General features: G+C 70.7%; 18 protein-coding genes and 3 tRNA genes. 8 read left to right on the forward strand and 13 right to left on the reverse strand.

Annotated elements, in window-relative coordinates; genetic code table 11:
* Positions 1–41 precede the first annotated feature (41 nt).
* The 3 genes from M1105_RS05205 to M1105_RS05215 all read right to left on the reverse strand — a co-directional run bounded on the left by M1105_RS05205 (position 42) and on the right by M1105_RS05215 (position 1,632).
* Entirely contained in the window at positions 42–332 is a 291-nt protein-coding gene (locus tag M1105_RS05205; protein WP_249579285.1) for a ribbon-helix-helix domain-containing protein, read from the reverse strand.
* A 62-nt stretch (positions 333–394) separates the two neighbouring features.
* Positions 395–811, reverse strand: a complete 417-nt coding sequence (locus M1105_RS05210) for a carboxymuconolactone decarboxylase family protein (protein ID WP_249579286.1) — start codon at positions 809–811, stop codon at positions 395–397.
* A complete protein-coding gene (locus M1105_RS05215; protein ID WP_249579287.1) occupies positions 811–1,632 on the reverse strand; it encodes a cyclase family protein in 822 nt (273 codons plus the stop codon). The genes M1105_RS05210 and M1105_RS05215 overlap by 1 nt, the downstream gene beginning before the upstream one ends.
* A gap of 205 nt (positions 1,633–1,837) precedes the next feature.
* On the opposite strand from M1105_RS05215, the gene trhA reads away from it, so the two are divergent.
* A complete protein-coding gene (gene trhA, locus M1105_RS05220; RefSeq protein WP_249579288.1) occupies positions 1,838–2,515 on the forward strand; it encodes a PAQR family membrane homeostasis protein TrhA in 678 nt (225 codons plus the stop codon).
* A 6-nt stretch (positions 2,516–2,521) separates the two neighbouring features.
* Here trhA and ccoS read toward each other — a convergent pair whose 3' ends face one another.
* The 4 genes from ccoS to ccoG are packed head-to-tail and all read right to left on the reverse strand — an operon-like array spanning position 2,522 to position 6,879.
* Positions 2,522–2,677 (reverse strand): cbb3-type cytochrome oxidase assembly protein CcoS, encoded by a 156-nt coding sequence (gene ccoS, locus M1105_RS05225; protein WP_249579289.1) that lies wholly within the window; start codon positions 2,675–2,677, stop codon positions 2,522–2,524.
* A complete protein-coding gene (locus tag M1105_RS05230) occupies positions 2,674–4,935 on the reverse strand; it encodes a heavy metal translocating P-type ATPase (RefSeq protein ID WP_249579290.1) in 2,262 nt (753 codons plus the stop codon). The genes ccoS and M1105_RS05230 overlap by 4 nt, the downstream gene beginning before the upstream one ends.
* The gene (locus tag M1105_RS05235) at positions 4,935–5,399 is read right to left on the reverse strand and encodes a FixH family protein (protein ID WP_249579291.1); all 465 of its coding nucleotides are present in this window, start codon (positions 5,397–5,399) and stop codon (positions 4,935–4,937) included. The genes M1105_RS05230 and M1105_RS05235 overlap by 1 nt, the downstream gene beginning before the upstream one ends.
* A gap of 37 nt (positions 5,400–5,436) precedes the next feature.
* Positions 5,437–6,879, reverse strand: coding sequence for a cytochrome c oxidase accessory protein CcoG (gene ccoG / locus M1105_RS05240; RefSeq protein ID WP_249579292.1), 1,443 nt, complete (start codon positions 6,877–6,879; stop codon positions 5,437–5,439).
* A gap of 316 nt (positions 6,880–7,195) precedes the next feature.
* Here ccoG and M1105_RS05245 point away from each other — a divergent pair, with 316 nt between their 5' ends.
* Positions 7,196–7,900, forward strand: a complete 705-nt coding sequence (locus tag M1105_RS05245) for a peptidoglycan-binding domain-containing protein (protein ID WP_249579293.1) — start codon at positions 7,196–7,198, stop codon at positions 7,898–7,900.
* A 48-nt stretch (positions 7,901–7,948) separates the two neighbouring features.
* Here the strand turns inward: M1105_RS05245 and M1105_RS05250 are convergent, their stop codons facing one another.
* The 3 genes from M1105_RS05250 to M1105_RS05260 form a co-directional block, all read right to left on the reverse strand.
* A complete protein-coding gene (locus M1105_RS05250; protein ID WP_249579294.1) occupies positions 7,949–8,578 on the reverse strand; it encodes a LysE family translocator in 630 nt (209 codons plus the stop codon).
* Positions 8,579–8,716: 138 nt separating this feature from the next.
* Positions 8,717–8,791 (reverse strand) — tRNA-Gly (locus M1105_RS05255).
* 94 nt (positions 8,792–8,885) lie between these two features.
* Positions 8,886–9,734, reverse strand: a complete 849-nt coding sequence (locus M1105_RS05260) for a carbon-nitrogen hydrolase family protein (RefSeq protein ID WP_249579295.1) — start codon at positions 9,732–9,734, stop codon at positions 8,886–8,888.
* Positions 9,735–9,875: 141 nt separating this feature from the next.
* On the opposite strand from M1105_RS05260, the gene M1105_RS05265 reads away from it, so the two are divergent.
* Positions 9,876–10,925: a GGDEF domain-containing protein gene (locus M1105_RS05265; RefSeq protein ID WP_249579296.1), complete on the forward strand. Its 1,050-nt coding sequence runs from the start codon at positions 9,876–9,878 to the stop codon at positions 10,923–10,925.
* A 30-nt stretch (positions 10,926–10,955) separates the two neighbouring features.
* Here the strand turns inward: M1105_RS05265 and M1105_RS05270 are convergent.
* Positions 10,956–11,032: transfer RNA gene (locus M1105_RS05270), tRNA-Pro, on the reverse strand.
* Between the two features lie 109 nt (positions 11,033–11,141).
* Between M1105_RS05270 and M1105_RS05275 the strand changes: the two genes are divergently transcribed.
* A tRNA-Gln gene (locus tag M1105_RS05275) sits at positions 11,142–11,216 on the forward strand.
* Between the two features lie 133 nt (positions 11,217–11,349).
* Here M1105_RS05275 and M1105_RS05280 read toward each other — a convergent pair.
* Positions 11,350–12,279, reverse strand: a complete 930-nt coding sequence (locus tag M1105_RS05280; RefSeq protein ID WP_249579297.1) for a LysR family transcriptional regulator — start codon at positions 12,277–12,279, stop codon at positions 11,350–11,352.
* A 127-nt stretch (positions 12,280–12,406) separates the two neighbouring features.
* Here M1105_RS05280 and M1105_RS05285 point away from each other — a divergent pair, with 127 nt between their 5' ends.
* The 4 genes from M1105_RS05285 (at position 12,407) to pgi (ending at position 16,712) form a co-directional block, all read left to right on the forward strand.
* Positions 12,407–12,952 (forward strand): carboxymuconolactone decarboxylase family protein, encoded by a 546-nt coding sequence (locus tag M1105_RS05285; protein ID WP_249579298.1) that lies wholly within the window; start codon positions 12,407–12,409, stop codon positions 12,950–12,952.
* A 55-nt stretch (positions 12,953–13,007) separates the two neighbouring features.
* Positions 13,008–13,970 carry an MBL fold metallo-hydrolase gene (locus tag M1105_RS05290; RefSeq protein ID WP_249579299.1) on the forward strand — a complete coding sequence of 321 codons (963 nt, stop codon included), beginning with the start codon at positions 13,008–13,010 and terminating at the stop codon, positions 13,968–13,970.
* 100 nt (positions 13,971–14,070) lie between these two features.
* Positions 14,071–14,703, forward strand: a complete 633-nt coding sequence (locus M1105_RS05295; RefSeq protein ID WP_249579300.1) for a pyridoxamine 5'-phosphate oxidase family protein — start codon at positions 14,071–14,073, stop codon at positions 14,701–14,703.
* A gap of 425 nt (positions 14,704–15,128) precedes the next feature.
* Complete coding sequence (gene pgi, locus M1105_RS05300; RefSeq protein ID WP_249579301.1) at positions 15,129–16,712, forward strand: glucose-6-phosphate isomerase; 1,584 nt, start codon at positions 15,129–15,131, stop codon at positions 16,710–16,712.
* A 13-nt stretch (positions 16,713–16,725) separates the two neighbouring features.
* Here pgi and M1105_RS05305 read toward each other — a convergent pair whose 3' ends face one another.
* A complete protein-coding gene (locus M1105_RS05305; protein WP_249579302.1) occupies positions 16,726–18,336 on the reverse strand; it encodes a GMC family oxidoreductase in 1,611 nt (536 codons plus the stop codon).
* Positions 18,337–18,460: the final 124 nt, after the last annotated feature.

Raw genomic sequence — 18,460 nt, forward strand, 5'->3', positions numbered from 1 at the left:
AGGCTAGCGCAGAGGGCGGGGGGCCGGGTGTTAGCCTGCTACTACTCGGCGGCGATCCGGTCGAGCTCCGGCGCCGCCCGTCCACGATGGACCAGACAGGCGCAGCGCAGCAGCGAGGTGAAGTTTCGCACCTCGCCATGCAGGTCGAGCACCTCGGAGTGCAAACGCGAGATGAACTGCGAGGCGGTCATGCCTTCCGCGGCCGCGATCTCCTCGAGCACGCGCCAGAAGGCGCGCTCGAGCCTGATCGAGGTCGAAAGGCCGTTCATGCGGATCGAGCGGGTCTCGCAATCGTAGTTGGCGGGATCCTGTCCGGCAAAGATCTGGCACATGGGCGGGTCCTCCCCAGGAATTTTCCCCGATACTCGCGGGAAGGCGGCCCCGAAATCAACCGTCAAGGCGGGCCATCGGACGCATCAAACGCCGCATCGACGGGCACGGCCAGCGCGGTCGCAAGCGCGTTGGTCTGGCTCGCGAGGGCGATGATCGACAGGAGCTCGGCCTCCATCGCGCCGGTCATGCCCTTCGCACGGGCCGCGGCGGTGTGGGAGTGCACGCAGTACGAGCAGCCGTTCGTGACCGACACGGCGATGTAGATCATCTCGCGGGTCACCGGGTCGAGCGTCCCCGGAGCCGCCATCACCGCCTTGAGCTGGCCCCAGACCCGTTCGAGCAGCGCGTCGTCGAGCGCGGCGAGCGAGCGCCAGAAGTTGTTGACGAAATCGCTCCCCCGGGTCGCGCGGATGTCGGCAAAGACGGCGGCGGCCCGGGGCGAGAGCCCGGCGTCGGCAGCGGGGCGGACGGTCGGCATCAGACCAGCGCGAAGATCCGGGCGGGACCGCCCGTGCCGCCACGCACCTTGGGCGCGCCCACGATCAGCGTCGCGCCCGTCGCCGGCAGACGCTCGAGATTGGCGAGGCACTCGATGCCCCAGCGGTTCGTCGGCAGCCAGGCGTAATGCGTCGCGAAATCGCCGCTCGGGCCATGGTCGAGGCTGAGCGTGTCCACCGCCATGCCGACGGCGCTGGTCTGCTCGAGCAGCATCTTCGCAGCTTCGACATGGAAGCCGGGGAAATGCATCACGCCCGCGCTGTCGGCATTGCGGAAGCCGTCGCCCGAGACCTTTTCCGACCAACCCGAGAGCATCGCCACGCAGCAGCCCTCGGGAAAGTCGCCATGCGCGGCCTGCCATGCGGCGAGATCGTCGGGCGTGACCTGCGCGTCCGGGTTCTGGGCTGCCTTTTCGCGGATGTCGACGACGGCAAGCGGCACAACGAGGCTGCCCACCGGGATCTCGTTCACGCTCTGCCCATCGGCCGAGAAGTGCAGGGGCGCGTCCATGTGGGTGCCCGTGTGCTCGTTGAGCGCGATTGTGTTGAGGTTGAACTTGTGTTCGGCCCAGATGAATTTCGGCGTCACCGTGATACCGGGCTCGCCGAAATAGGTCGGGAAATCATGGTGCAACTCGTGCGTCAGGTCCTCGACCTTCGCCGCGCCGGCTGCGAGCGCCGCGGGCGCCTGAGCCGTCGAGGCGAGCGCCACGGCAGCGGCCGCGGCAAGAGCCGCCCCGAGGAAGTCGCGCCGGCTCAGCATCCGGCGCTTGACGCTGTCGGTGACGCAGTGATGGCACATGACGGATTCTCCCTGAAGGCCGCCGGCCCCCCGGCGCGCCGTGCGGGGCCGAGGATTGCATGCTTTGCGGGGACGGAAAAGTCCGCAGCATGCCCGCCGCCGGGCCCTCACCGGGGGGCACGTCGGCGTGAGGCCCGCGGCATTGAAAGCCCGTGCCGTCGGCTGCTAGGATTCGAAGGTCGACGATCGGTGACGGAGCCGCGAGATGTCCGCAGCGCCGGTGACGCGCAGCCAGCCCTTCCCCGCCTACAGCCGGGCCGAGCACATCGCGGACGCGGTGCTGCATGTGCTGGGCGTCGTCGCGGCGCTGGTGGCGGTGCCGGTGCTGGTGACGCTGGCCGCGGTCTGGCATGGCAGCCTGCCGGCGGTTCTCGCGGCGTCGGTCTATGGCGCCTCGCTGATCGCGATGTTCGCGTTCTCGGCGGCCTATCACCTGGTCCGGCATCCCGGGGCGAAGGAGATCCTGCGCCGGCTCGATCACGCCGCCATCTATGTCAAGATCGCGGGCACCTACACGCCCTTCGCGGTGCTCCTGGGCCGCGACGAGGCCGCGACCATCCTCGCCGGGATCTGGACCGCGGCGCTGGTGGGGCTGGCGATCAAGGTGACCGCGCCGCGGCGGCTCGAGGCGCTGTGCCTTGTCCTCTATCTCGGCATGGGCTGGGCGGCGCTGGTCGTCGGCGGGCCGATCATCGAGGGGCTGAGCGAGGCAGGCCTGATCCTGATGGTGACGGGCGGCGCGCTCTACACGCTGGGCGTGGTCTTCCACCTCTGGCACGGCCTGCCGTTCCAGAACGCGATCTGGCACGCGCTGGTCCTGGCGGCGAGCTTCGTGTTCTATGCCGCGATCCTCGTCGAGGTCCGCGCGTCCGCGCTGTCCTGACCCCGCTCAGTCCCGCGGCTTGTCGGCCTCGTCGAACAGGATGCGCGCGGCGTCGCCTTCGAGGTCGTCGTACTGGTTCGACCTGAGCGACCAGAGAAACGCCGCGAGCCCGATTGCGCCGAGCAGCAGCGAGACGGGAATCAGCAACCCCAGGACGGTCATGGCCGGCCCCTCCGGATTCGCAGGGCGTTGAGCGTGACGACGATCGACGAGCCCGACATCGAGAGCGCGGCAATCAGCGGCGTCACGAAGCCGAACAGCGCCACCGGCACGGCGACGACGTTGTAGAGCGCCGAGAAGGCGAAGTTCTCAAGCGCCCGCGCCCGCGCCGCGCGCGCGGTCTCGATGGCGAAGCGCACCGGGGCGAGGTGCTGCCCGGTGAACACGAGCCCCGTCGCCGCGCGGCTCACGTCCGAGGCCGCGACCGGCGACATCGAGGCGTGCGCCGCGGCGAGCGAGGGCGCGTCGTTGATGCCGTCGCCGACCATCAGCACCCGCGCGCCGCCGCGCGCCAGCGCCTCGAGCGCCGCGAGCTTGGCGGCCGGCGTCATGCGGGCGCGCGCGTCCCCGATGCCCGCCGCCTCCGCCGCGCGTGCGACGGGCCCCTCTGAATCGCCGGAGAAGAGTGCGACCCGCAGTCCCTGCGCCCGAAGCCAGGCCACGGTCTCGGGCGCGTCCGCGCGCAGCCGGTCCTCGAAAGCGAAGGCTTGCGGCGCCGCGTCGCCCTCTGCGAGCCAGACGGCCGTGCGGTCGTCCGGGGCCGCACCCACCCAGTCGGCGCGGCCGAGGCGCAGGCGCTTGCCGCCGAGCCAGCCCTCGACGCCCGCGCCCGGCACCTCGGTCACGCCGTCGAGCGCGACGGGCTCGATGCCCCGCCCGCGCGCGCTCTCGGCCAGGGCCTGCGCGAGCGGATGCCGCGAGGCCACCGCAAGCGACGCGGCGAACTGCCACGCCCGGTCGCACTCGGGCGACGAGACGAGGACGGGGCGCCCTTCGGTCAGCGTCCCGGTCTTGTCGAACACCACCGTGTCGATCTCGGCCAGGCGCTCGAGGATCGCGCCATCCTTGAGGAAGATCCCCCGCCGGAACAGCCGCCCGCCCGCCACGGCATGGACCGCGGGCACGGCAAGGCCCAGCGCGCAGGGGCAGGTGATGATCAGCACCGCGGCCGCGATCATCACCGAGCGGTAGACGTCGCCGCCGGTGGCCCACATCCACCCGCCGAAGGCCACGCACGACATGACATGGACGCCCCAGACATACTGGCGCGACGCCTTGTCGGCCCAGCGGTCGTAGCGCGTCCTGCCGCGCTCGGCCGCCTCGATCATCCGCGCGATCTCGGCCAGCAGCGTGGCCTCGCCGGTCGCGCCCACGCGCACCCGCAGCGGGCCCGAGACGTTGAGCATGCCGGCATGAACCGCGGCGCCCGGGCCCACCGCCTCGGGCATCGTCTCGCCCGTGACCATCGAGCGGTCGAGATCGGACTGGCCCCACTCGACCCGGCCGTCGGCGGGGATGCGCTCGCCCGGCAGGACCTCGGCCAGCATGCCGGCCGCGAGATCCTCGGCCGCCACGGTCGTGCGGCTGCCGTCCGCCGCGATCACGGTCGCCGCCCGCGCCGAGAGCGCGGTGAGTTCGGCCGCCGCGGACCGCGCCACCGCCCGCGTGCGATGGTCGAGATAACGCCCGATCAGCAGGAAGAACACGAGGCTGATGCCGGCATCGAAATAGGCATGTTCGCCCGAATGCGCGGTCTCATAGAGCGAGACGCCGACGGCGAGGACGACGGCGAGCGAGATCGGCACGTCCATGTTGACGCGCCCCGCGCGCAGCGCGGCGATCGCCGAGCGGAAGAACGGCACGCCCGAGAAAGCGATCGCGGGCAAGGCGATCAGCCCCGAGATCCAGTGCATCAGGTCGCGTGTCGCGGCATCCGCCCCGGACCAGACGGCGACCGACAGCAGCATCACGTTCATCATCGCGAAACCCGCGACGCCGAGCCGTGCGAGCAGGTCGCGCCCGACCGCGTCGCGGTCGATGTCGGCCATCGCCTTCGCGTCGAACGGGCGGGCCTCGTAGCCAAGCGCGGAGAGACGGCCGACGACATCCTCGGCGCTGCTGCGCGCCGGATCGAACAGCACTCGGACCCGGCGCAGGCTGAGATTGACCCGCGCCGAGGCGACACCCGGAAGATTCGACAGACCCGTCTCGATCGCCGACATGCACGCCGCGCAGCGGATCGCGGGGACCATGAGATCGAGGGCGACCGCGTCCTGCGCCGCCGGCCGCACCCAACGCCCGGCGCCGGTGTCGGTCATGCGCTCGGCCGCAAGCTGGGCCGCGAGGCCCGTCGGACAGCATCCCCCCGACGCGGTGCTGCCGGGAAGCCCGACCACGGACCCGCGTGTCGTGTCGCGCATCAGGAGGCCGCCTTCGCGTAGAGTTCCACCCTGGCATCGAAGCTGCGGCCCGCGGCGTCGGTGCCGCGGATCTCGACGCGCCACAGGCCGGGCGCGAGACCGATTGCGCCGCGGTAGAGCCCGTCCTGCTCGCGCAGCTCGATGCTGCGGTCGCCCGCCTGGCTCGCCGGCCGTCCGATGACCGCGGTCACGGCAAGACCCCGCACCGGCGCGCCCGCGGCGTCGGTAAAGCGCACGGCGAGGCCCTCGGGGACGATCGCCGCCTCGGCCCGCCACCCGAGGGCGCGTTGCGTCTCGGTCCTGCGGTTCCAGTCCTGGCTGGCCACGTAGGAGTTCTTGACCACGAGGCCCGGGAAGGTCCCCGTGGCCGCGAACATCATGGTCAGGTTTGCCGCGAGGATCACGCCGAACGCCGCCAATGCGATGACGAGCACCTTGCGTCCCGTGAGTTCCCTGGTCTGCATCGGGTCTGTCCCCTCTTGCCTGCCGTCCCTCCCGCCCTCAGTCGGCGGTCGGGCTGCGGAAGGTGGTGTCGTAATGGGCTCGCTCGCGCGTCTCGAGATCCTCGATCCAGAAGCGGACCGGGATCCGCTCCGGCAGCGGGATCGTCGGCACGGCATCGAGGAAGACGCGCATCCGCCGGGCCTCGTCCGCCTTCACCTCGAAGCTCGTGCTGTCCTCGCCCTGAAGCGAGATCGCGAGGTTCGCTTCGTAGGACCGGACGGACAGGCGGAAACTGTGCGGCTGGCCCTGCATGTTCTGCACCTTGATGTCGTAGGCGTTGCGAATCGTGCCGTCCGACAGGGTGACATAGACCGGGTTGCGCACGGGATGCACCGCAAGGTCGATGTTGCTGCGCATGAACAGCGCGACGACCATCGCAACGCCGATCGCCGACCAAAGCGCGAAATAGAGGATCGTGCGCGGCCGCACGGCGCGGCGCCAGGGGGCGACGGGCGGATTGCCCGCGCGTTCCAGCGTCTCGTCCTTCAGCGTGCAGTAGTCGATCAGGCCGCGTGGCTTGCCGATCTTCGCCATGATGTCGTCGCAGGCGTCGATGCACAGCGCGCAGGTGATGCAGCCGATCTGCTGACCCTTGCGGATGTCGACGCCCGTCGGACAGACCGCGACGCAGGCGTTGCAGTCGATGCAGTCGCCCAGCTTGTCGGCGCCTTCGGCCTTGCGGTGCTTGCCGCGCGGTTCGCCGCGCCAGTCCTTGTAGGTGACGATCAGCGAGTTCTCGTCCAGCATCGCCCCCTGGATGCGCGGCCAGGGGCACATGTAGATGCACACCTGCTCGCGCATGAAGCCGCCGAAGACGAAGGTCGTTGCGGTGAGCACGCCCACCGTCGCATAGGCCACGAAGGCAGCCTCGCCGGTGAGGAAGTCCAGCGCGAGCGTGGGGGCGTCGGCGAAGTAGAAGATCCACGCGCCGCCGGTCGCGACGGAAATCACCAGCCAGACGAACCACTTGATCGACCGGCGCGCGATCTTGTGCGGTGTCCATGGCGCGTTCCATAGCCGCCACTGCGCGTTGCGGTCGCCGTCGATGAAGCGCTCGACATGCTGGAACAGATCGACCCAAACCGTCTGCGGGCAGGTGTAGCCGCACCAGGCGCGGCCCAGCACCGAGGTCACGAGGAAAAGCCCCAGCCCCGCCATGATCAGCAGGCCCGCGACGTAATAGAATTCCTGCGGCCAGATCTCGATCCAGAAGAAATAGAAGCGCCGGTTCGCGAGATCGACCAGCACCGCCTGGTCCGGCTGATGCGGGCCACGGTCCCAGCGGATCCACGGGGTCACGTAGTAGATGCCCAGCGTGACCAGCATGATCAGCCATTTCAGGCGCCGGTAGAACCCCTGCGTCGCCTTCGGGAACACGGGCTCGCGCGCGGCGTAGAGGTTGCCCGCCCCGCCCGAGGCCGCACCCTTCGCTCCGCTCATGTGACTGCTCCTGTCCGGCCGGAATCGCGATGAGCCACGTTTCGCAGTTGCGGCAGGCCCCAGCATTGATCCGGATCAATTGCGGAATCGCGCTTGGCGGGTGTCCCATTTTAAGATAATGTTAATTCGGGTGTGGTGTTAGGGTGCCGAGTGCATCCTTTGTGCGAGGGTTACGGGGGTGGTCTGGAACCGTGAACCCGTTGGTGGGCGGCGTGTCGTTGCATCTGCGCGGGCGCCCAATCTTTCTCTCAGCTGGATCAGTCTGCTGATCGGCGGGGTCGTGGTCGCCGTGTCGATCAGCGATCCGGTTGTCCGCATGACCGATCATGTCCGCGCGCATGGGCCCATCGTCGTCACCAGCGAAACCCCGGCCGGGCTGTCGCTGGCAGGCGTTCTGCCCGAACCGCGCCTTTTCCTGGCTTCCCGGGCGGACGAGCAGCCCGCGGCGGTCCCGGCCCCGCCGGACGTCCAGCAGGTCAAGCCTGAGCCTGCGCCCGAGCCCGCGCCCGAGCAGGACGCGCATCTCTGGGATTACATGGTTGCGACCGCGCCGACGAGGGAGGCCGAACTCGGGCTCACCCGCGCGACGCGCGCCGAGCTTCAGCGCCGGCTCGCCCTGATCGGCTATGACCCCAGGGGCGTCGACGGCGTCCTGGGCCCGCTGAGCCGCGAGGCGATCGCGGCCTGGCAGCGCGATTTCGGTTTTCACCAGACGGGCTATGTCGACGCCGTCCAGCTCGCGTCGATCGAGGAACGCTCGGCCACCGCCTGGAACGAGTGGGACGCAGCGCGCGTCCGCTACGCCAGCATGGCAGCCCCCTCGGACACTGCCCCCGAGGCGAGCGTGCCGCCGGACGGACGGTCGGAATGCGAGCGCGGCGACGACGGGCGCATCGTCGGCAAGCAGAGCTTCGGCTGCGACCTCAAGGGCGTCCGCGAGGGCTTCCAGCGGCTGTTCTCGAAGCTCGGCGACGACGAAGCCATCGCGACCGCATCAGCCCCGCTTCCCGCCGATCGCTGAGGCCGCGGTTGCGCCCGCGTGCCGGGAAGGCGGGACAGGCACCGCCGCTCAGGCCACGCGGCGCATCATCGCGGTCAGCACCCCGGCCCCCATCAGGAAACTCCCGCCGATCCGGTTGACGAGGCGCAGCGTCGCAGCATCGCGGAAGCGGGCCCGCATCCCGCCCACCATCGCCGCCCAGAGCGCGATGTTGATCGCCGCGAGCGTGAGGAAGGTTGCCTCGAGAATCGCGATCTGGGGCAGCAGCGGCGCCGCCGGATCGATGAACTGCGGAACGAACGCAATGAAGAAGACGATGCTCTTTGGGTTCAGCGCCGTCACCGCATAGGAGCTCCAGAACATCCGCCTCAGATCGCCCGGCACATGGGCGCCGCCAGGCACCGCGACCGGCTGCGGTTCGGCTCGCCACAGGCACAGCCCGAGCCAGACGAGATATGCCGCGCCGACAAGCTTCAGCGCCGTGAACAGGCTGGCCGACGCCGCCAGCATCGCGCCCGCCCCCGCGAGCGAGAGGCTCATCGCGGTGAAATCGCCGAGCGTGACGCCGGGGACGGTCGCCAAGCCGCTGCGCCTGCCGTAGCCCAGCGCATAGCTCACGATGAGCATCACCGTGGGGCCGGGAATCGCGACCAGAACGGCCGAGGCAAGGGCAAAGGCAATCCACAACTCGAGGCTCATGTCGGCTCTCCTTCCGACGTTCCATGGCGCGGGTGTCGAGATCAGCGCAGATAGGAGCCGGGCACGCAAGAGGCTGCCCGACAAGCAAAAGGCCGGTCGCTTGGACCGGCCCTTCTTGCTTGTCTGCAAGGCGAATTTTGGAGCGGGCGATGGGATTCGAACCCACGACCCCAACCTTGGCAAGGTTGTGCTCTACCCCTGAGCTACACCCGCGTTCCGAAAGTGGCGGGGTTATTGCAGATTCGATCTGGGGGCGCAAGCGCGATTTGAGCGGGTCTCCGGCCCGTCAGCGGGCCGCGCCGGGCGCTCATTCTGCCGCCGGGCGGCGCTGCTCGGGCGCGTCGTAGGGACGACCGTGGCGAAGGCTGGGGATGCGCAGGCGTGCCTGCGCCACCTGCTCGGGATCGATCTCGGCCAGCACCACGCCGGGCTCGGTCCCGCCATCGGCGAGCACGGTGCCCCAGGGGTCGACGACCAGCGAATGACCATAGACCTCGCCGCCGCCGGGCACCGGACCGACGGCGCAGGGCGCGATCACGAAGGCGCCGTTCTCGATCGCCCGCGCGCGGTTCAGGATGTGCCAGTGGGCCTCGCCCGTGCTCCGCGTGAACGCCGCCGGGACCGCGAGGATCTCGGCCCCCGCCTGCGCAAGGTCCCGGTAGAGCATCGGGAAGCGCAGATCATAGCAGATCGTGTGACCGATGCGCGCCAGCGGCGTGTCGTGCAGCACCGCCCGCGCTCCGGGGCTCACGGTTGCCGACTCGCGGTGGCTCTGACCCGGCGCTAGGTCGATGTCGAACATGTGGATCTTGTCGTAGTGGCCGTTGACGCGCCCATCTGGCGCAATCATGAGGCCGCGGTTCAGGATGCGCCCGCCCGCGCCCGGCACCGCGACCGACCCCAGCAGGATCCAGACGCCGCGCGCCCGTGCAAGCCCGGTCAGCGCGGCGACGAGGGGGTGGGCACCCTCCGCGATCGCCGGGGGCCGAACGGCGGCGCCGTCGGTAGCAAGCCCGCCGGCGTATTCCGGCAGGCAGATCAGCGCGGCACCGGCGTCGGCGGCGCGCTCGGCCAGCGGCATCGCCTCGGCGGTTGCTGAATCGGCGGTCTCGCGGGGTCGCGTCTGCAGGCAGGCGACGGTGAAGCGGCGGGTCATGCGTGGCCCTTCTCTTTTACTCTGGCGCAGTCTAGCGGCCGTTGGCGCCTGCGGCCAGCGCGTCCCGGACGCCGCGGTTTACCGCTCCGAAACCTGCGCCGGCGATGATCGTCCCGGTTTCGCATGGGGAGCACGCCGCGCATGTTGCACCGGGACATGGATCTCACCTTTCGCGGGCAGGATTACGAGGCCGCGCTGCGGATTGCCGAGCGCGCCCTCGACCTCGCGCGCCAGCACGGCATTCCGCCCGTTCCCGCGGCCTTCGAGGTCTGGTTCGCCTATGCTGGTCGGCTGAACAGCACGATCTGCGACCGGATCGACCGGGCGCTCGATTCGGACGGCTCGGTCCCGGCCGCGCTGATCCATCGCCTCCATGACGAGTGTCTTTCCTCCGCGGGGGTCAGCGCGGGGGTGACGCGGCTTGGCGATCAGATGGACGGCGAGCTTGCGCAGGCGGTCGACCTCATCGAGGATGGCATGGCGGCGAGCGAAGGCTACGCCGCGACGATCCGGCGGATCGACACCACGATCCGCCCCGGCGCCGGCGAGGCCGAGCTGCGCCGGCAGATCTCCTCGCTGCGCCAGGCGAACCGCGAACATGCCGAGCGCGTGTCGCGCTTCAGCGACGGGGTGATGGCGCTCCGCGCACAGTTCACCTCGATGCAGAAGGAGCTGCGCGAGCTGCGCCAGAGCGTCCTGATCGACCACACCACCCAGCTAGCGAACCGGCGCATGTTCGACGAGGCGCTGGACGCCGCGATGTTGCGCGCGCGCCGCGACCGGACCGGCTTCGGCGCGATCGTCGCCGATATCGACCATTTCCGCGCGTTCAACGAGCGCTGGGGCAAGGCGACGGGCGATCAGGTCGTCCTGCGGTTCGCCGCGGTCCTGCGCCAGAGCCTGCGCGAGGGCGATCTCGGCGCCCGCTTCGGCGGCGACGCGTTCGCGCTTCTCCTGCCCGGCGCTTCGCTCGAGACGGCGCGCGCGGTCGCGGACAGGCTGCGCCTGCAGTTCGGCAGCCTGCAGCTCGTGCGCGCCGGCACGCGCGAGCGGGTCGCGAGCCTGACCGCCTCGTTCGGGGTGACGTCGCTGCGTCCCGGCGACACGGCGCTCAAGCTGGTCGCGCGGCTAGAGGATTACGTGCTGCGGGCGAAGGAGGCCGGGCGCAACCAGGTCTGGAGCGCCGAGTGACGCGGGAGCATGGAGCAGGGGAAGGCTGGCTGGTCGGAGTGGCAGGATTCGAACCTGCGGCCCCTGCCTCCCGAAGACAGTGCTCTACCAGGCTGAGCTACACTCCGAAAACCAGCGTCGCGGTGTATAGCGGCGGCGGCGGGGCGGAGCAAGCGGCATTTGCGTCGGCGCGTGCTCTTGCCGGGCCCGATGCCGCCGACTAATGTCGCGCCGCGTTGGGGCGTCGCCAAGTGGTAAGGCAGCGGTTTTTGGTACCGCCATCCGCAGGTTCGAATCCTGCCGCCCCAGCCAGCCCCGCCATCGCATCGCGGCTTCGTTCGGACGCACGGCATTGCGCTCCAAGCCCCGCCGCGTCGGATGCCTCGGCAGGGTGGAAGAACGCGCCCGTTCGCGAGAGGCGAGCACCGGACGCTGGCGTGCCCCGCTATCCCGAAGCCTCGGCGGCGCCTCCGGCCGTGATCCGGTCGAGCGCCGCCTTGAGGCGTGGAGCTGCGAAGTCGACCAGCGCCCTCAGCCTGGGGGCGACGAGACGGGCTTGCGGGTAGACGAGGTGAACGGGGCTGGGCGGCGGCGCGATGTCGTCGAGGACGGGGACCAGCCTGCCGTCCCGCACCTTGTCATGGACCATGTAGGACAGCGCGATCGTGATCCCGTGCCCCGTCTCGGCGGCTTCGATGGCGGCGAGCGCGTCGTTGACCTCGAAGGTTGGATGCAGCGCGACGCCATGGTGGCCGCGCTCGCCCTCGAAGCGCCATTCCCGGCCGGGCATGAGGCCGGTAAAGGCGATCACCGAATGGAGTTTCAGGTCGGCGGGCGCCGCAGGCGTTCCGCGCCGGGCAAGGTATTCGGGGCTCGCGACCAGCACGCGGCGCACGGCTCCGACGCGCTTCGCGATCAGGTTCGAATCCGGCAGTGGGCCGATCCGCACGGCAAGGTCGACCCCTTCGTCCACCAGGTTGACGACCCGGTCGACGAGAACCAGCGATGCCGTCACGCGCGGATGCTGACCCAGGAAATCGCGGATCACGGGCGCGAGCACCGATCGGCCGAACGTCACCGGCGCGGTGACCGTGAGGTGGCCCTGTGGCGTCGCGGTCTCGCCGACCGCCTCCTTCTCGGCGGTGTCGAGGTCGGCGAGGATGCGCCTCGCGCTTTCGAGAAAGCGCTGCCCGACATCGGTGATCGCGAGGCTCCGCGTGGTGCGGTTGAACACCCGGGCGCCGAGCCGGGTCTCGAGCGCCGAGATCGCGCGGGTGACCGCGGGCGGCGAAAGGCGCAGACGCCGGCCGGCCCTGGCGAAGCTGCCAGCCTCGGCCACCGCGACGAAGACCTCGAGCTCATGCAGCCGGTCCATTTTATTTCCTCCAGGCGGAATAATGAATTCCACGCATCGGGCATTCTTTCAAGAGCAGCAGGAAGCCAACTTTTGGCGGACCGGCGCAGGCCCGCGCCGCATCCGCAACCAGACAAGGACTGATCACATGGCCCGTGTTGCCGTCATCGACCCCCAGAGCGCCACCGGCGAAGCGAAGCAGCTGCTCGACGCCGTCCAGTCCGGCCTCGGCATCGTTCCGAACTTCATCCGCGTGCTGGCGAATTCCCCGGCGGCGCTGAACGCCTTCCTCGGCATCCACGGAATCGCCGGCGCCGGCGCGCTCGACCCGCTGACGCGCGAGCGCATCGCCCTCGCGGTGGCCGAGCAGAACGCCTGCCAGTACTGCGTCTCGGCCCACACCGCGATCGGCCGCAAGGTGGGCCTCGACAACGACGAGATGCTGGCGAACCGCAAGGGCCGCTCGGCGGATGCCAAGGCGGAAGCCGCGCTGACCTTCGCGCGGGCGCTGGTCGAGCATACCGGCCAGGTGAGCGCGGCCGAGGTCGAGGCGGTGCGCGCCGCCGGCCATTCCGACGGCGAGATCGTCGAGATCATCACCCATGTGGCGATGAACATCTTCACCAACCTGCTCGGCAAGGCCACGCAGGTCGAGATCGACTTCCCGAAGGTCGACCTCACCGCCGCCGCCTGAGCCCGATCCCGCAACCGGCCCGGCCGCGCGGCCGGGCCACACCAAAGGAGCCGACATGGTCAACCTGACCCGCCGCGGCCTTGCCGCATCGCTTGCCGCCCTGCCGATCGTGGCGGCCATGCCCGCGCCGCTCCGGGCGCGCTCGTCCGGCCCGCTGCCTCGGCTTCCGGTGACTGCGCGCCTCCGGATCGGGCGCTTCGAGGTCACCGTCATCTCGGACGGCTACATCGACTTCCCCTTCGACTTCTTCACCGGCGTCACGCCCGATCAGGCGCGGGCAGCCACCGCGGCGGTCCATGCCGCGGGCGTGAACGGCGTGCGGGGCAGCTTCTCTACCTGGCTGATCAACGACGGCGAGCGCTTCATCCTGGTCGACAGCGGCCCCGCGGGCACCGTGAGCCCGACATCGGGCTACCTGCCGGGAACGCTCGCGGCGCTCGGCATCGGCCCCGAGGACATCGACGCCGTGATCCTCACCCATGCCCATATCGACCATATCGGCGGCATGGTGGCCGGCGGGAGGAACAACTATCCGAACGCCGAGGTGTTCATCGACCGGCGCGACGTGGCGGCGTTCACCGACCCGTCGATCGAGGCCCGCACGCCCGCCATCACGAAGTCGAGCTTCGCCGCGGCGCGCCAGCTCGTGGACCTCTATCCCCGGCTCCAGCGGATCGACGGCGAGCGCGAGATCGTGAAGGGCGTGTCGGTCTTCGATCTCTCGGGACACACGCCGGGGCAGATCGGCGTGCGGATCGAGGATGGCGGAGAGAGCCTAGAGCTCGTGTCCGACATGCTGTTCCATCCCGCCGCCCACCCGGCGCTGCCAGGCTTCGGCATCATCTTCGAGATGGACAAGGCGGCGGCCGACGCCACCCGCGCCCGCTTCTTCCCGCAGGCGGCGGAGCGGGGCTCGCTTCTCGCGGCCACGCACATGCCCTTCCCCGGCGTCGGGCGGATCGTCAAGGATGGCGACTCGCTCAGGTGGTTGCCGGCGGACTGGTCCTACACCGACTGAACGCAAGCTCCGGCGCGGCACGCCGCGCCGGAGACCTCGCCCGCCCCGGCCCTCGGGCCGCGGGCCTCGATGCGCGGGCCGTCGCCCGCAGGAGGAAGTGATGTCGCATCGTTTCGCCGAGCTCGCCTTCACGCCCACGGTGAAGAAGGTGCAGGAACAGCAGGGCAGCCGCGCGTCCTATGCCCGGCTCGAGGACTTCGACGAGCCGATGAACCACGAGCTGAGCGAGGCCGAGGCAGGCTTCATCGCGGGACGCGAGTCGTTCTACATGGCGACGGTGGGCGAGACCGGCTGGCCCTATATCCAGCATCGCGGCGGACCGGCCGGGTTCGTGCGCGTGCTCGACGCCAACACGATCGGCTTCGCCGATTTCCGCGGCAACCGCCAGTATGTCAGCGTCGGCAACCTGGCGAACAATGACCGCGTGTCGCTGTTCTTCATGGACTACCCGAACCGGACCCGGCTCAAGCTGCTCGGCCGGGCGCGCCTGGTCGGCCTCGACGACCGGGCGACGCTCGCGCGTCTCGAGATGCCCGAGTATCGCGCCCGGATCGAGCGTGGCTTCGTGATCACGGTCGAAGCCTTCGACTGGAACTGTCCGCAGCACATCACGCCCCACTTCACGCTCGACGATGTGCGCGCCATGACGGCGCCGATGACCGCTCGGATTGCCGAGCTCGAGGCCGCGCTCGCCCGCCTCGAAGGCAACCAGCGCACGGACCAGCCGGGCTGAAGCGGCCGGGCGCGGCTGCGGCCTGCCCCCGGCGCTCAAGGCCCCCGGCCGTCCATATCGTCGGCGATGTAGGCCTCGATGGTCCGGCGAAGTCCGCTGGCCTGGCGGCTCGACGATGTCGAGGCGGGTGAGCCACGCGATCGGGCGCGCGCCCGCAAGCCCCCGAAGCCGCGAGCCGCGCCGCTGACGAGAGCTTCCCTGCGCAACCCCTCGCTCCCCGCGGGTGCCGGCCATGGCGTGCGACGTGACCGCCCGAGGCGCCCGTGTCGCGGCCGGGATGGAGCCAACCCTGCGCTGCAGGATCAACAGCCCGCCAAGCGCGCGACCTTCCATGTGCCGCGCGGGCGCTTGGCGACGCGGCGGATCGGGGGCAAAACGGGGGGGCGGGATGCCGTGGCAGCCCGCGCGGGGGCTAGGAGATCGCGATGACCGAGCACTGGACCGAGGTTCACGCCCATGCCGAGCGGCTGCGGGGCCGGCAGCTGCGCAGGCTCTTCGCCGAGGATCCCGCGCGTTTCGCGCGGCTGTCGTTCCGGCTCGACGACCTCGTCGTGGACCTGTCGAAGGAGAAGCTCGACGCCCCCGCGCTCGGCGCGCTGGTCGCGCTCGCCCGAGCGGCCGGGGTCGAGCGGCTGCGCGACGCGATGGCCGCAGGCGACGAGATCAACCTGACCGAGGGCCGGGCGGTTCTGCACATGGCGTTGCGCGACAGCGTGCCGGCGCCCGAGGGCGACGACGTGGCGGGCACCCGCGCGCGGTTCCTCGACTTCGCCGAGGCCGTGCGCGCCGGCCGATTCACCGGCGCGGGCGGGCCGTTCTCGGATGTCGTCAACATCGGCATCGGGGGCTCGGACCTCGGGCCGGCGATGGCCGCGCGGGCGCTCAGGCCCGACTGCGACGGGCCGCGGCTCCACTTCGTCTCGAATGTCGATGGCGCGCACATGGCGGACACGCTGGCCGGGCTCGATCCCGCGCGGACACTGGCAGTCGTGGCCTCTAAGACCTTCACCACGCTCGAGACCATGGCGAATGCACGGCTCGTCCGCGACTGGCTGGGGGCGCATGCGGCGAGGCAGATGGCGGCGGTGTCGACGAACCTCGCGGGCTGCGCCGGGTTCGGCATCCCCGAGTCGCGGGTGTTCGGCTTCTGGGACTGGGTGGGCGGGCGCTACTCGATGTGGTCGGCGATCGGTCTGGCGCTGGCGATCGGCATCGGGGCGAGGCGCTTTGGCGAGCTGCTGGCGGGCGCGGCGTCGATGGACCGCCATTTCCTGACGGCGCCGCTCGAACGGAACCTGCCGGTTCTGCTGGCGATGGCCGGCATCTGGCGGCGCAACGTCATGGGCTGGCCCGGCGTCGCGCTGATCCCCTACGACCAGCGGCTCGAGCGCTTCGCCGCCTATGTCCAGCAGCTCGATATGGAATCGAACGGCAAGCGCGTGACGCGCGACGGCACGCCGGTGGCCATGGCGACCGGCCCGGTGATCTGGGGCGAGCCGGGGACGAACGCGCAGCATTCCTTCTTCCAGCTCCTCCACCAGGGCACCGACATCGTGCCGGTCGACTTCATCGCCGCTGCCCGGCCGCGGGCCGCAGACGCCGGACACCATGCGCTCTTGCTGGCGAACTGCCTCGCGCAGGGGCAGGCGCTGGCCTTCGGACGCAGCGCCGCCGAGGTCGAGGCCGAGATGGCGGTCGCCGGCCGGTCGCCGGCCGAGATCGCCCGCCTCGCGCCGCACCGGACCTTTCCGGGGGACCGTCCCTCCACCACCATCCTGTTCCGCGAGCTCGACGCCTTCGCGCTGGGGCGGCTTACGGCACTGTTCGAGCACAAGGTCTTCGTGCAGGGCGCGGTCTGGGGCGTCAACTCGTTCGACCAGTGGGGGGTCGAGCTGGGCAAGGCGCTGGCCGGCACGCTGATCCCCGCGATCCGCGACGGCGCGCCGCTGGCGCAGGCCGATGCCTCTACCGCCGGGCTTGCGGCGGCAATCCGCGAACTCGGCGGCTGAGGCGCGGCAGTGCTCAGGCGCGCGCGTCCTCGCGGATCAGGTCGGCCGCCTTTTCACCGATCATCAGGGCCGCGGCATTGGTGTTCGCCGACGGCATGGTCGGCATGATCGAGGCGTCGGCCACGCGCAGCCCGCCGATGCCGCGCACCCGCAGGCGGTGATCCACGACCGCGGTCGGGTCGCTCTCGGGCGCCATGCGGCAGGTGCCCATCATGTGGAATGTGGTGGTGCCGCGCGCCTTGGCGGTGGCGAGCAGCTCGTCATCGGACTGCACCGCATCGCCGGGAAAGATCTCGCCGTCAAAATAGGGCGCCATGGGGGCGCTGCGCAGGATCGCGCGGGCCAGCCTGAGGCCCGCGAGCAGGACCCGCCGGTCGCTCGCCTCGGCGAGGTAGTTCGGCTGGATCAGGGGCTTCTCGAACGGGTCGGCGCTGCGGGCCAGCACGTGGCCCAGGCTGTCGGGCCGCTGCTGCCAGGCCGCGATGGTCATGCCGGGCCGGTCGTCGAGCCGGCTCTGATGGCCTTCCATGTAGCTCGCGGGCATGAAGGTGATCTGCAGGTCGTTGACCTCGAGCGCGGGGTCCGAGCGGGCGAAGGCATAGCAGGCGGTGGACGGCAGGCTGAGGATCGAGGGCTTGCCGATCAGCCACCGGACGACCTCGGCCGCGAAGGGCAGGCCGCGGGCCAGCTCGTTGAAGGTCCGCGCGTTCCTGACCCGCGCCGTGAAGCGCGGCGTGTAATGGTCGCGCAGGTTGCGCCCGACGCCCGGAAGGGCCATGAGTAGTGGCACGCCGATCGCGGCGAGATGTTCCGGATCGCCGATGCCCGAGACCTGCAGGAGCTGCGGCGAGTTGATGACGCCGCCCGCGAGGATCACCTCGCGCCGGGCGCGGACCTCGTGCATCCGCCCGTCCCGGCGGTAGCGGATGCCGGTGGCGCGCCGCCCGTCGAAAAGGACGGCGCAGGCATGGGCCGAGGTGCGGACCTCGAGATTCGGTCGCCGCATCGCGGGAAGCAGGAAGGCGCGCGCCGCGCTCTGGCGCAGGCCGCGCGCGATCGTGCGCTGGGTGTAGGCCGCGCCCTCCTGCCGCACGCCGTTGTAGTCGGGGTTCGGGGGAATGCCGAGGCTCGCGGCCCCGGCGATGAAGGCGTCGCACAGGGGGTGGCGCCAGGGGCTCGGGGTGATGCGCAGCGGGCCGCCGCGGCCGCGCCGATCGTCGGGGTCGGGACCCTGCCAGTCCTCGAGCCGGCGGAACAGCGGCAGCACGTCCGCATAGCCCCAGCCCGGATTGCCCCGCTGCGCCCAGTGGTCGAAGTCGCCCGGCGTTCCGCGGTTGAAGATGTTGCCGTTGATCGCCGACGAGCCGCCCAGCGTCTTGCCGCGCGGCACGGGGACATGGCGCCCGCCGGTCCATTCCGACGGCTCGGTCTCGTACATCCAGTTGAGGCGAGGGTTGCGCATGAGCTTCATCCAGCCCACCGGAACATGGATCATCGGATGCCAGTCTCGGGGGCCGGCCTCGAGCACGCAGACCGTCGCGCCCGCATCCTCGGAGAGCCGCGCGGCAAGCACGCACCCGGCCGAACCCGCGCCGACCACCACGTAGTCGAAGGTATCCGTCATGCCTGCCGCCCGCCGTCGCCGCGCCCTTGCGCCTGAGTAGCGCGCGGCGGATGTCTTGAACAGGGGCGGGCGCGGACCTCCGTCCGGGCCCTGCGGCGAATCGTCCCCATGCCCTGCGAAGCGG

Source organism: Thermohalobaculum sediminis, assembly GCF_023487995.1.
GTDB lineage: Bacteria > Pseudomonadota > Alphaproteobacteria > Rhodobacterales > Rhodobacteraceae > Thermohalobaculum > Thermohalobaculum sediminis.